The organism is Nocardioides sp. DN36, from assembly GCF_055380375.1.
Genome location: NZ_AP043823.1, coordinates 4,489,501 through 4,502,053 on the forward strand (window position 1 = coordinate 4,489,501; position 12,553 = coordinate 4,502,053).

A 12,553-nucleotide genomic window follows, 5' to 3' on the forward strand; every position below is an offset into this window, starting at 1 on the left:
CGTGCGGCGGAGCGCCTTGCTGGTAACGCCCGCATTCTTCGGTTACGAAGAGGACATAGCCGCGGAGCTGTCCAAGCAAGGTTTCGACACGACGCTGGTGGACGAACGGCCCTCGAACGCTTCGCTCGAAAGGGCGGTGCTACGCGTTCGCCGATCTTTGGCCAGTGAGCGGATCCGGAGGTACTACGAACGCGTTTGGCGTCGTATTGGGCGGCAGCATTTCGACGTCGTCATCGTCATAAAGGCCGAAGTTGTCCCCAGATGGTTTCTCCGCGAATTGCGCCACGCCAATCCCGAGGCGCGATTCGTGTTCTACACGTTTGATGCTCTACAGAACGCCGGAAATTGTCGGTCGGTGCTCGATTGCTTTGATGAGCGTCTTAGTTTTGACAGCTCTGATGTAGAAGCGGAGCGAGGAACCTTCGCCTACCTACCGCTGTTCTATACGCAAGACTTTCACCCCGCCCCGACCGGCTCGCCGCGAAAATGGTGGTTGAGTTTCACCGGAACGCTTCACTCTGAAAGGTATCTGCTTGCCAGGGAGGCTTTCGGAAATCGAGATGACACTCGAGGATTCTTTTACGTCCAAGCGAGGTGGTACTTTGCTTTGGGTAAGTACCTAACAAGAGAACATCGGAATGTGTCGTGGCGAGAGGTCTCGTTCGAACCGCTCAGCCGGAAAGAGATCGCCAGAATTTTTAGAGAGTCCCGCGCCGTCCTTGACGTCCAGAGGGAGGGCCAGAGTGGACTCACGATGCGCACGTTTGAGGTCCTAGCGTCCGGAGCGATCCTCGTCACCACCAATTCTGCGATCACCAAAGAACCGTTCTTCGATCCCGACCGGATCATCGTGTTACCTAGGGCAGACCGGGTCGACACTGCAGCTCTCCAAGAGGCGTTGGACGCCCTCCCTACGCCGGACTGCGCCCCGCCTTGCTTCGAGCAGTACGCGCTTGCCTCGTGGGTGTCGCGACTGGTGGCCTCAGAGGAAGAGAGCGGATCCGATGATCGCGAATGAACCAATGTCAGTGCGGTCGGTAGCTCGACGGGCCAAATCCATGCGCCGTTAAGAAGTTTACTAGGTTTCGAACCAATTGGAAGTCAAGGTCTCTGTTATGAACACAGATGGGGTACAAAGCCAGGCGCCTCGCGTAGCGCTGGTCAGCGGGCATTGGGGTCAGAACATTGGTAACGCCTTCTTCAATATGGGAGGCAAGTGGATTCTTGAGTCATTGTTCGGGCCCGGCGAAGTTGCCTTCATCCAAGACCAACCTGGATATCGCACTTTCCATGATGCCTCAAAAGGCAATCCGACTAACGACGTCGAGTATTTGCAGTACCTTGACATCGACTACATAGCCCTCCAGGGGCCGGTACTTACTGCCGACATTGCACGTCTCTGGGGGCCGACGCTAAGGGCCCTGAAAGCTCGAGGTACCCAAGTCATCCTGCTTGGTGCGGCGTTCTTCAAGTTTCGTGACAATGAGTTGATGGCCGCTAGGCAATTTCTTGAGGAGTTCCCTCCAGCGCTGATCTCAACGCGAGATTCGCGAAGTTATGAAATCCTCGCGTCATGGAATCTAGGCGTCCCGCTCTTTGACGGTCTAGACAGTGCGTTTTTTGCCCCGTACACGTACGTGCCCTTCAAGACGGCGGATATCCAGTACTACGCTTTCAACTTCGACCGATACCCCGAGCCAACAGTGTCTCTGGGTGCGGCTAGAGCCGATTCAGACGCGACATTCGAACTGGATGGCGTGCAGTGGAATCTAAGAACACCGCGCGCCGTCTCAAGGCTGGCGCATCGATCCAAGGTACAAGCCTACCTAGGGCATGCGCTGGATCGACGTTCTCTCCCATCCCAATTGAATGGTCGCACGGTCATCCGTCCCGAGCACCGTGTAAACCCTCATATGACATACAAGATCTACCAGCATCCGAATGCAGTAGCATCTGATGAGCCATGGACCTATTTTAACGTCTACGCGAACGCTGAATTGACGCTTGCTGATCGCGTTCATGCCTGCGTTATAACGCTCGCCTACGGAAAGCCAGCAATGCTCTTTACTCCGAGCCCGCGATCGGCGCTATTCGAGCGGGTTGGATGCGGTGCTATTCGCGAGCGTCCCGTCATGCTGGACGCCGAATATCTCGAGGATGAGCGACAAAAGGAACTGGCGTGGTTGAAGGCAAAAGTCTAAGACAGTTTATAGCGCCTGGAATTGACCGTCTGCGGCCATGCTAAGAGCATTCGTTCGTCGTGCTTCTGGCGTAGCCCCCCTACTAGCTGCCCGCGTAGCGGGTGCCGGAGTTACCGGTGGCCTAGCGATCTACGTTGCGCGAACTCAGGGTGTCGAATACTCCGGCAAGTTCTTCGTATTCATCTCGACCATCACGATAATGAGTGTGCTCACTCGACTCGGCGCAGATCCTTACCTAAGTTCGCAGGTAGCCCCACGTGCAGCTGGCGGTCCCGACGTGACAGCGAGGTACCTTGTTGCGACGTTGGCCGCGGTTGGCGCGCTAGTCGTTGCGGCCGGTGCCGTCCTTGCAGGGGCTCAGTTGTTTGCGGGTAACCTCGCCGAAATCCTATTGGGGGGCAACTCCGTCCATCTTGTCGTGCTTGCGGTGGCTGGCCTCAATATGGTGTGGGTCGTGGGGGCATATTGCAGAGCAATGGGTATGGCAGCGACCTCCATATTCCTTGAAACCGGCCTCTTTTCCGCGTGGCTTATGGTAATTCTCGAGGGGAGTCGCCGAGCGGCTTCAGTGATAACGCCAAACCAGATTGCGTTGGGGGTCTTCCTTCTCTGTCCTGTTCTGCTAATCCCGTTGACTCCAGTCGTCTATAGGGCTCGTCGCGCCCTGCCCGGTGTTCGCGACATCAAAGATGCACTGGTGGGGGTGGTGACCTTCGGCGCAGTAACGGTTACCAATGGGATCGTTATCCTGGTCCCGTTGCAGGTGCTTGGGTGGTTTGGCTCGAATCACGATGCCGGAGTTTATAATGCCGCACTCCGAGTCTCAATGTTCGTCGGTGCGTTTGGTGTTGTTATCAGGACTCTCGTGGTGAAGAAGACGGCGCAGCGCAGCAATGGAGCCGAGAATAGAGTCGGCGACGTGAAACAGTCGGTTCTCGTTGCTCTGCCTTGGATTCTGGTCTCCTTAGTGATTTCTTGGCAGGGGCAGAGGCTGGCTTCCCTTTTTGGTCCCGGCTTCTCCGAGCTGCACTCGATTATTCTGGTCATGCTTGTGGCACAGTGCGTCTACGTGGCAGGAAACCTCATTGAGACCCGTGCTGTCCTCGCGGGCGAGAAAGTGCTGCTGAACGTCACTTCAGTGACAACGATCATCGTTGCGTTTTGCGTAACCGTCCCTCTGGTCGATGCCTTTGGCCTCCAGGGGGCTGTCTGGGGTTTCGCGCTGACAATAGGCGTGAGTCGTGCTCAGTTGGTGTTGCTCTATTTGAGAGCTCCAGTACGCAGGGCAGTTGGACGCGAAGCTGCGGAGGCTCTGCCAGATCTCAACCTATGAGCGCGGCTGAGGGATGAAAAGTCACTAGCCCACAGCGGAGTAGCTCAGCGGCCCACTTGGGGAGGTTTGGGTTCGCGGACGTGGACGCCCGGGCGCACTCGGGCGTGACCTAGGCGATGTTGGAGCAAGCACATCACTGACTCCCTTGACCTCAAGGTCGCCAACTCCATGCTCTTGAACCACAAATTCTCGTCAAGAACTGGGAGTTCTCGGTAGAGCTAGCTCCATCTCAGCCAGCCATCGCAGCCGCATGGGCAGTGGCGTATGATCTATCTGGCTGGTGGAGAGCCGGCGCTGGGAGGGCGAGTCTATCTCTTTTCGCAGTTACCTTGGAGGCTATTCACGTGCGGTCTTTGCCGGAGCGGAGGAGATCGTGTCCCCTCTGAATGAGGAAAGCGCCTCTCGTCTCAAAACGGCGAGCGCTCGCCCGGTAGTGGGTGTGCTCGAGGTATGGCTGGTTGTCAGTTTCCTGGCATGTTCCCTCTTGCCAATATATCTGGCGACTGCCGCGCGACCGACGTCGTCACAGAAGGTTGCGCAAGCGTTGGTATTTGGTTGGATATTCATCACTGCGCTACCGGTTCTACTTGGTTCGGCAAGGAAGCGGGTGACTGGCCCCGTATTGGCCGTTTATGGGGTCATGGTCTTATTTGCAGTGCCCGCCATCACGCAGAGATACTTTCGTTTCTCGTGGTTCGTTGGTGATGTCCTACTGCTGAGCACACCTGCGCTGCTGGGGCTCGCCCTGCACTCCGTGTCGGAGGTCCGTCCGGACTGGCCGAAGAAGGCACTGCAATTGACGATAGGCACGCTGTTTGTTGCTGCCGTCGTCGGTTCCTTTTTCCCCGACCCGTACGATCACAATCGTTATAGCCCGCCAGCGCCGTTGCTCATGGCCGCTGTTTGGGTATACCTCCTCCCTAAGCGCGGGGCGAAGCGGATGGCGGCATTGGTGGGAATCCCTATCGTGGCTGTGCTGACGTGGAACTCTCAGTGGCGTAGTTCTATGATGGTCTTCTTGTTTATCGGGGTCGTGACCCTTCTTTTCTTGCTGAGGGGGCACGGCCGCATGTTCGTTGGCCTTTTTGTCACTGGCGCTGCTATAGTCGCTCTAGGGCTGGGTGTTAATTTGCAGCCTGGCCCGGGTCAATCGAACAATCGAATAGTTGAGACCTTCCAAGAGGGCGGACTGCGAAATGATTCGTCTACGATGTTCCGGTTCACTGAGGCGCAGGCTGTTGAAAGGACCGTAAAAGACGAGTGGATTTTGCCCAATGTCCTTGTCGGGGGGGGTCATGGCGCCACCTACAACATTTTCTATCTGTCGTCATTGCCGGAGTCGCACCGTTTCGAAGAGCGAAATGGTTCGGACGGTAGGGTGCACAATATTCACTTGGGCGTGGTGATGCTTGCCTATCGGTATGGCATGGCTGGCATCGGGCTGGTTTTATTCTTCTTGCTTCTGGCGGCTCGAGGGCTGGTGGTGTCGGCGCGGACTCGCAATTATGAGTGCTTCATGGTTGCGTTGGCGATCATTGGGTGCGCTGAGCTGCACCTGGCCAACAATGTGACAACCCAAATTCACTTCACGTTGACCGCTGCGCTCGCCGTGCCGTTCCTAGCAGGCCTCCGTGGGTCAAGGACGCTCCGCGTCGGAGGGCGGCAACAGAGTCGATCTGCCGTGCGCTCTGACGCCGAGAGTGCCCTGGCGAAGCCGCGTTAGCCGCGCGAGTCGTTGGAGTTGGCCGCCCTTTAGGTCCGGGGCCGGGAGACGCGTCAGCTACCGACGATTTCGTGCGGCTTCAATGTCGCCCGTGCGGCCGAGCAGCTGTTGGTGCACGAGGGCCTGGGTAAGCCTCATCGGCTGGCTGAGGGGGTCATGGGAGGGTGTCTCGTCCTCCGCCCCCTGTGGATCGGATACGACGCGTCGCAGTCCGGAAGGGTCCACTCGTCGTAGAATTTCTGGGCTGGCAATAGAGGTTCTCGGCGAGTCGGGCTGACGTAGTGGACGAACGCCGCGAACGGGATTTCATCGGGCTGCGTACCCACCTAGGCGGTGAGCTCGTCGGCCAGATAGCGAATGGTCTTTCTGTCGTCGTCCGAAAATGGCGGGCGCTTGGGGAGATCGTGCAGCCACGGCAATGGAACGTTTGTTCGTCCAGGTCATCCTCCTGGGTCGGCACGGGAAGCTAGGGCTCCCTGATGGTTGGGGTGTGACCTGAGAACTCTCACTGGAGTAGCCCTACTTGCTTTTAGATGGAGCCCCAAGGGGAACTTCAGTGAGCAGGTCTGGAGTGACGCGGACAAGCGCCATCAAGGTCGACTGTTGGATCTCGGGTACGCGATGTATAGGTGCTGGAGTGGACTTTGTGATTCGCGAGGCGAACGCCCCGGGGGGGGTGGGGGCGAAGTCGCGGCTGAACGCGGTCTGAGCGCCGACTTATGCTCTCGGAGGGGACGCCGCCATGTCCCTGCGAGGTACCGCAATGACAAGGGTCTATCCGCGGAGCACATTGACCGAGAAGCGCGCAGTGACCGCGGCCTTGAGACCTGCACGGAGACGGCGGTCCGGAAGTAGTTAAGACCCCACACGCGAATGCGCGAGGGGTCTTAACTATGGTCAAACGCGATCAGTTAGCTTCCGCTGTTGATCATGCCGGCACCGACCGTGACGCCGGTGGCCTCGTCGATCAGGATGAACGAGCCGGTGGTCCGGTTCTTCGAGTACGGGTCGCACAGCAGCGGCACCGTGGTGCGCAGCTGCACGCGGCCGATCTCGTTGAGACCGAGCTCCTTGGTCTCCTGGTCGCGGTGCAGGGTGTTGACGTCCAGGCGGTACTGGATGTCCTTCACCAGTGTGCGGGCCGTGCGGGTGGTGTGCTTGATGGCGAGCTTCTGGCGCGGGCGCAGCGGCTCGTTGGTCATCCAGCAGACCATCGCGTCGATGTCCTGGGAGGGCTTCGGAGCGTTCTTCACGCGGGCGATCATGTCGCCGCGGGAGACGTCCACGTCGTCCTCGAGGCGGACGGTCACCGACATCGGCGGGTAGGCCTCGGAGATCTCCTGGTTGAACAGGTCGATGCCCGCGATTGTCGACGTCATCCCCGAGGGCAGCACGACGACCTCGTCGCCGGGCTTGAGGACGCCGCCGGCGACCTGGCCGCCGTACCCGCGGTAGTCGTGGTGCTCGTCGGACTTCGGGCGCACGACGTACTGCACCGGGAAGCGGACGTCGACCAGGTCGCGGTCGGAGGCCACGTGCACGTGCTCGAGGTGGTGCATCAGCGTGGGACCGGAGTACCAGCTCATGTTCTCCGAGCGGTTGACGACGTTGTCGCCGTTCAGCGCGGAGATCGGGATGACCTCGAGGTCCGGGATGTTCAGCTTGGTCGCGAACTGGGTGAACTCGTTGTGGATCTTCTCGTAGACCTCCTGGGAGAAGTCGACGAGGTCCATCTTGTTCACCGCGAGCACCAGGTGGGGGACCCGCAGCAGCGACAGGATCACCGCGTGCCGGCGGGACTGCTCGGTCAGGCCCTGGCGGGCGTCGACGAGCACCAGGCCGAGGTCGGCGGTGGAGGCGCCGGTGACCATGTTGCGGGTGTACTGCACGTGGCCCGGGGTGTCCGCGATGATGAACTTGCGGTTCGGGGTCGCGAAGTAGCGGTAGGCCACGTCGATGGTGATGCCCTGCTCGCGCTCGGAGCGGAGCCCGTCGGTCAGCAGCGCGAGGTCGGTGTAGTCGTAGCCCTTGCCCTGGCTGGTCGCCTCGACGGCCTCGAGCTGGTCCTCGAAGATCGACTTCGAGTCCAGCAGCAGGCGACCGATGAGGGTCGACTTGCCGTCGTCCACGGAGCCGGCCGTCGCGAAGCGCAGCAGGTCCATGTTCGAGGTGACGTTCTCGACGGCCTGCTCGCCGGCGGTCGGGTTCGCAGTGGTGCTTTCCTGCTCGGCCATCAGAAGTAGCCTTCCTTCTTGCGGTCTTCCATGGCTGCCTCGGAGAACTTGTCGTCGCCTCGGGTCGCGCCACGCTCGGTCACGCGGGCGACCGCGATCTCCTCGATGATCTCCTCGACCGTGCTGGCCGTGGACTCCACGCAGCCGGTGAGGGTGATGTCGCCGCAGGTGCGGAAGCGGACGGTGCGCTCCTCCGCGACCTCGCCCTCCTTGCACGGGTTCAGCGGGGTCTCGGTCATCAGCATCCCGCCGCGCTCGAAGACCCGGCGCTGGTGGGCGAAGTAGATCGACGGGATCTCGATGCCCTCACGCGCGATGTAGGCCCACACGTCGAGCTCGGTCCAGTTCGAGATCGGGAAGATCCGCATGTGCTCGCCCTCGTGCAGGCGGCCGTTGTAGAGGCTCCACAGCTCGGGACGCTGGTTCTTCGGGTCCCACTGGCCGAACTCGTCACGGTGGGAGTAGACGCGCTCCTTGGCGCGGGCCTTCTCCTCGTCGCGGCGGCCGCCACCGAAGGCGGCGGTGAAGCCGTTCTCCTCGATCGCGTTCAGCAGGGTGCCGATCTGGAGGCGGTTGCGGGAGGTCTTGCCGTCCTCGACGACCACGCCGTTCTTGATCGCGTCGTCGATGCTGGCGACCACGAGCTTCACGCCGAGCCGGTTGACCCAGTTGTCGCGGGTCTCCATCACCTCGGGGAAGTCCAGGCCGGTGTCGACCTGCATGATCGGGAAGGGGATCTTCGCCGGGTAGAAGGCCTTCTCCGCCAGGCGGAGCATCACGATGGAGTCCTTGCCGCCGGAGAACATCAGGACGGGCTTCTCGAACTCGGCGGCGACCTCACGGAAGATGTGGATCGACTCCGCCTCCAGCTGGTCGAGCTGACTCAGCTGGTAGTCGGCATGCGTTTGGGTCATGACAGAAAGGGGACCTCTCCTCGGGACAGCAGCCGTCATCGTATCGGTGGCGGCGGGCGGGCGGGCAACTGCGCCGAAACGGGTGCCCTGGGTCACGTCGACCCCTCAGTCGGTGTGCTTCCCGGCTCGGCGCGACTTCGGCTTCTCGGGTGCCGCGGGTGGTTCGTCCTCGGGTCGCGGGCGGCCCTGCCAGTCGGGTCGCTCCAGCTCCGCGACGGTCGGGGCACCGAACATCGGCAGCCCCTCGAATTTGCGCAGCAGGCCCCAGATCAGCGGGACCAGCACGATCATGGCCAGCCCGATCCCGGCGATCAGCATGGGGTGGGTCTCGTCCTCGCCGGCGCCCAGCGGGGCCCAGCCGGCCTTGTCGAGCAGTGCGACGCCGGACATGGTCAGCACGATCACGATGCCGCGGCGGATGAAGGACTGCGGGACCTTCGGGGCGATCTTCGAGCCCAGGATCGTGCCCGGCACCGAGCCCAGGATCAGCGGGATCGTCAGGTTCAGGTCCAGCCCGTGCAGTGCGATGTTGGAGATCGCGGCGGCCAGCACCAGCGGCACGGCCTGCACCAGGTCGGTGCCGACCAGCCTCACCGCCGACAGGCCGGGGTAGAGCATCAGGAGCGCGACCATGATCACCGAGCCCGAGCCGACGCTGGTGATGCCGACCAGCAGGCCGCCCAGCGCGCCGACCAGGAAGGTCGGCAGCGGGCGGATGTGGGGGTTGGGGTCGCCCTGCGGGCCGTGGGCCAGCTCGCGGCGCAGGTTCACGTAGAGGCGGATGGCGTACGTCGCCGCCGCGAGCAGCAGCGCGAAGCCGATGCACTCCTTGAGGACCGTGTCGATGTTGCCCGGATCGGTGAACCAGGCGACCAGGTGTGGCCCGAGCAGCGCGAACGGCACCGAGCCGAGGATCAACCACTTCGCCAACGTCAGGTTGGGGGAGCCCTCGCGCGAGTGCACGATCGCCCCGCCGGTCTTGTAGACCGCGGCCGCCGTCAGGTCGGCGGTCACCACGGTCGCGGCGTCACCCACGCCGAGGAAGATCAGGGCCGGCGTCATCAGGGCGCCCCCGCCCATCCCGGTGAGACCGACCACGATCCCGACGATGAATCCCGCCGCGAGGATCGAGAAGAAGGTGGTCGTGATCAGGTCATTCATGGGTGTGCACCTTACTTCTAGCCAAGTAGTGCAGTTAAAACGGCGCGCAGCCGCTCGGTCAGGAGCTGGGCGGCGGCCTCGGCCGCCTGCGCACCACGACCGTAGGGGTCGGGTACGTCGAGATCCGGGTCCGCCGAGCCGCGTCGCTCGCCGATCGCCTTGAGCAGGTCGCGGCCGGTGAGCCCGTCGGGGGCCAGCTGGACCGCCTCGGCGAACTGGCCGAGCATGAACACCTTGCGGAACGCGCCCGGGTGGTCGTCGAGGATGAAGGAGCGGTGCGCCGCTTCCGCGGTGAGCACCAGGTCGGCCTGCTCGACCATCGCACCGGTCAGCGGCCGGCTCGCGAAGCCGTCGGCGGTGAGGCCGTGCGTGGCGAGCGTGGCCGCCATGACCGGGTCCATCTCGCGCGCCCGGAAGCCGTGGGTGCCGGCCGAGGCGAACTCCACGCCGTCGTGGTCGGCCGCGTGGTGGCGGGCGAAGAGCTCCATGTAGGGGGAGCGGCAGATGTTGGCGGTGCAGACGAAGAGGACGCGGAGGGGCTCGCCGGCCTGGTGGTTTCGAGACGCTCGCTGCGCTCGCTCCTCAACCACCGAAGTGCCCGCCGCTCGCTCCTCAACCACCGGAAGGGAGCCGGCCACCGGGGCGTCGTCTAAAGGGGCGGTGGTGGGCTCCTCGCCGGTGAGGTCGAGGTAGCCCTCCTCGCCCAGCGCGACCAGCACGTCGTCGAGGGCGTCCTCGATGGTGCGGCCGGTGGTGTCGACGCGCACGTCGGCGTCCTCGGGCTCCTCGTAGGGTGAGGAGATGCCGGTGAACTCGGGGATCTCGCCGCGGCGGGCCTTGGCGTAGAGGCCCTTGCGGTCCCGGCGCTCACACTCCTCCAGCGGGGTGGCGACGTGGACCAGGAAGAACGCCCCGCCTGCCTCCTCGACCATCGCCCGCACCTGTTGACGGGTCTCGTCGAAGGGGGCGATCGGGCTGCAGACCGCGACGCCGCCGTGGCGGGAGATCTCGGCCGCCACCCAGCCGATCCGGCGGATGTTGGTCTCCCGGTCCTCCTTGGAGAAGGTCAGGCCGGCGGAGAGGTGGCGGCGTACGACGTCGCCGTCCAGCGTCGTGACCGTGCGCTCGCCGTGCTCGAGCAGCCGGTCCATCAGCGCGCGGGCAAGCGTGGACTTGCCGCTGCCGGAGAGGCCGGTGAAGAAGAGGACGAGCCCCTGCCGGTCCGGAGTCGGGCGGTCGAAGTCGACGATCTCGGCGATGTCGGTGGGGTAGGGGTTTCGAGACGCTCGCTGCGCTCGCTCCTCAACCACCGAATCGTCCTGCGCTCGCTCCTCAACCGCCGAAGCCGGCTCGGAGGGGAGGGCGAGGACCGGGTTGGGGCCGGCGTAGTTGGCCACCACCCGGTGGCCGAGCGCGTGGTCGGTCTCGGCGTCGCCGTGGGAGGCGAGGGGGACGGCGACCACGACCGCGTCCGGGAGGTGCTGGGCCGCGGCCAGGCTGGCGCGCAGCAGCGCGACGGGGGAGAGGGCCGGGGTGCCGGCGCCGACCAAGGCGAGCAGGACCAGCGGGCCCGCAGAAGCGAGGGCCTCGAGCTGGTCGGTGGTCAGGGCGTCGGTGACCGGGACGAAGGTGCGGCCGGCGTGCTGCTCCTGCGACTGCGCGGGCGTCAGGTAGTGGCTGCGGAACGGGCCGAACTGGGCGTGGGTCAGGGGCTCCACCGCCCCCGACGGCAGCTGGACCTTGGCCAGCGGCAGTCCCTCGGGGTCGACCAGCTCCACCGCGCCGGCGGCCTCCGCCCGCTCCGCGACACCCGCCGGCAGGCTCAGCGTGACCGGGCTGCCGGGCTCGTTGAACGCGCTGGTCGGGGCGAACGCGCCGCCGACCAGCAGCTCGAGGTCGTCGAGCTCGCGGGGCAGGGGACAGTGCTGGGGTGCGGCAGGGGTCGACACGGGCGTCATCCTCTCACCCGGGCGTCGCTAGTCTGCGGACCATGCCGTCTCCCGTCGTCTCCCCTGTCGTGGTGGCCGAGATCGTCCGCTCCGGGTTCGTCGAGGGCCACCACTACGGGTCGGTGGTCGCCCTGGACAAGGCCGGCGACCCCGTCTGGGGCGTCGGCGCCACCGAGGCGCCGATCCTGCCCCGGTCGTGCAACAAGCCGGTCCAGGCACTCGCCATGGTCCGGCTCGGTCTGGACCTGCCGCCGCATCTCCTGGCTCTCTCCTGTGCCTCGCACTCGGGTGAGGACTTCCACGTCGCGGGCGCCCGCCAGATCCTCGACTCGGTCGGGCTGGACGAGACCGCGTTGCAGACCCCCGCTGACTACCCGCTGGACGATGCCACCCGCGACGAGCTGATCCGCTCGGGTGGGGAGAAATCACCCATCCTGATGAACTGCTCGGGCAAGCACTCAGCGATGCTCGCCACGTGCGTGGTGAACGGGTGGGACATCGCGACCTACCGCGACCCCGAGCACCCGTTGCAGCGCGCGATCGCCGAGACGTTCGCCGAGCTGACCGGGGAGCCGGTCGCGGTCACGGCGATCGACGGGTGCGGTGCGCCGCTGCTGTCCACGTCGCTGGTCGGGCTGGCGCGGGCCTTCCGGGCCCTCGCGGTCGCCGAGGACGGCCCCGAGAAGCTGGTGGCCGACGCGATCCGTCAGCACCCGTCGTACGTCTCCGGCTCGCAGCGCGACGAGCGGGTCCTGCTGGAGGCGATCCCGGGCGCGATCGGCAAGGCCGGGGCGGAATCCTGCTACGCCGTCGCGCTCCCGGACGGCCGGGCCTGGGCGCTGAAGACCGACGACGGCGCCCCGCGGGTGCGCCCGGTGCTGATGGCCGAGGCGCTGCGTCGCTCGGGCGTGCTCGAGGAGGCCGGCGTGGACGCCGAGGCGGTACGTCGCACGGGTGTCCACCAGCTGCTGGGCGGCGGTGCCCCGGTGGGGGAGATCCGCGCCTGCTACTGAGCGTGCGCCCGTGACGGCCGGCTCC

9 protein-coding genes are annotated in these 12,553 nt (G+C 64.1%); 5 read left to right on the plus strand and 4 right to left on the minus strand.

The window, feature by feature from the left end:
• Window position 1 precedes the first annotated feature (1 nt).
• From ACZ43H_RS22505 to ACZ43H_RS22520, 4 genes are all read left to right on the plus strand, one after another.
• Window positions 2–1,018 (plus strand): WaaS/CpsH family glycosyltransferase, encoded by a 1,017-nt coding sequence (locus ACZ43H_RS22505; protein ID WP_464586547.1) that lies wholly within the window; start codon window positions 2–4, stop codon window positions 1,016–1,018.
• Window positions 1,019–1,094: 76 nt separating this feature from the next.
• Window positions 1,095–2,201, plus strand: a complete 1,107-nt coding sequence (locus tag ACZ43H_RS22510) for a polysaccharide pyruvyl transferase family protein (protein ID WP_464586548.1) — start codon at window positions 1,095–1,097, stop codon at window positions 2,199–2,201.
• Between the two features lie 199 nt (window positions 2,202–2,400).
• On the plus strand, window positions 2,401–3,534 hold the full coding sequence (locus tag ACZ43H_RS22515) for a polysaccharide biosynthesis protein (protein WP_464586549.1): 1,134 nt from the start codon (window positions 2,401–2,403) through the stop codon (window positions 3,532–3,534).
• Between the two features lie 280 nt (window positions 3,535–3,814).
• The gene (locus ACZ43H_RS22520) at window positions 3,815–5,257 is read left to right on the plus strand and encodes a hypothetical protein (RefSeq protein WP_464586550.1); all 1,443 of its coding nucleotides are present in this window, start codon (window positions 3,815–3,817) and stop codon (window positions 5,255–5,257) included.
• A gap of 911 nt (window positions 5,258–6,168) precedes the next feature.
• Here the strand turns inward: ACZ43H_RS22520 and ACZ43H_RS22525 are convergent.
• The 4 genes from ACZ43H_RS22525 to cysC form a co-directional block, all read right to left on the minus strand.
• On the minus strand, window positions 6,169–7,419 hold the full coding sequence (locus ACZ43H_RS22525; RefSeq protein ID WP_464590899.1) for a sulfate adenylyltransferase subunit 1: 1,251 nt from the start codon (window positions 7,417–7,419) through the stop codon (window positions 6,169–6,171).
• A 71-nt stretch (window positions 7,420–7,490) separates the two neighbouring features.
• On the minus strand, window positions 7,491–8,405 hold the full coding sequence (cysD, locus tag ACZ43H_RS22530) for a sulfate adenylyltransferase subunit CysD (RefSeq protein ID WP_464586551.1): 915 nt from the start codon (window positions 8,403–8,405) through the stop codon (window positions 7,491–7,493).
• 105 nt (window positions 8,406–8,510) lie between these two features.
• Window positions 8,511–9,566: a sulfite exporter TauE/SafE family protein gene (locus tag ACZ43H_RS22535; protein ID WP_464586552.1), complete on the minus strand. Its 1,056-nt coding sequence runs from the start codon at window positions 9,564–9,566 to the stop codon at window positions 8,511–8,513.
• Window positions 9,567–9,583: 17 nt separating this feature from the next.
• Entirely contained in the window at window positions 9,584–11,515 is a 1,932-nt protein-coding gene (gene cysC, locus ACZ43H_RS22540; RefSeq protein WP_464586553.1) for an adenylyl-sulfate kinase, read from the minus strand.
• Window positions 11,516–11,556: 41 nt separating this feature from the next.
• Here cysC and ACZ43H_RS22545 point away from each other — a divergent pair, with 41 nt between their 5' ends.
• Window positions 11,557–12,528 (plus strand): asparaginase, encoded by a 972-nt coding sequence (locus ACZ43H_RS22545; protein ID WP_464586554.1) that lies wholly within the window; start codon window positions 11,557–11,559, stop codon window positions 12,526–12,528.
• The last annotated feature ends 25 nt before the right edge of the window (window positions 12,529–12,553 follow it).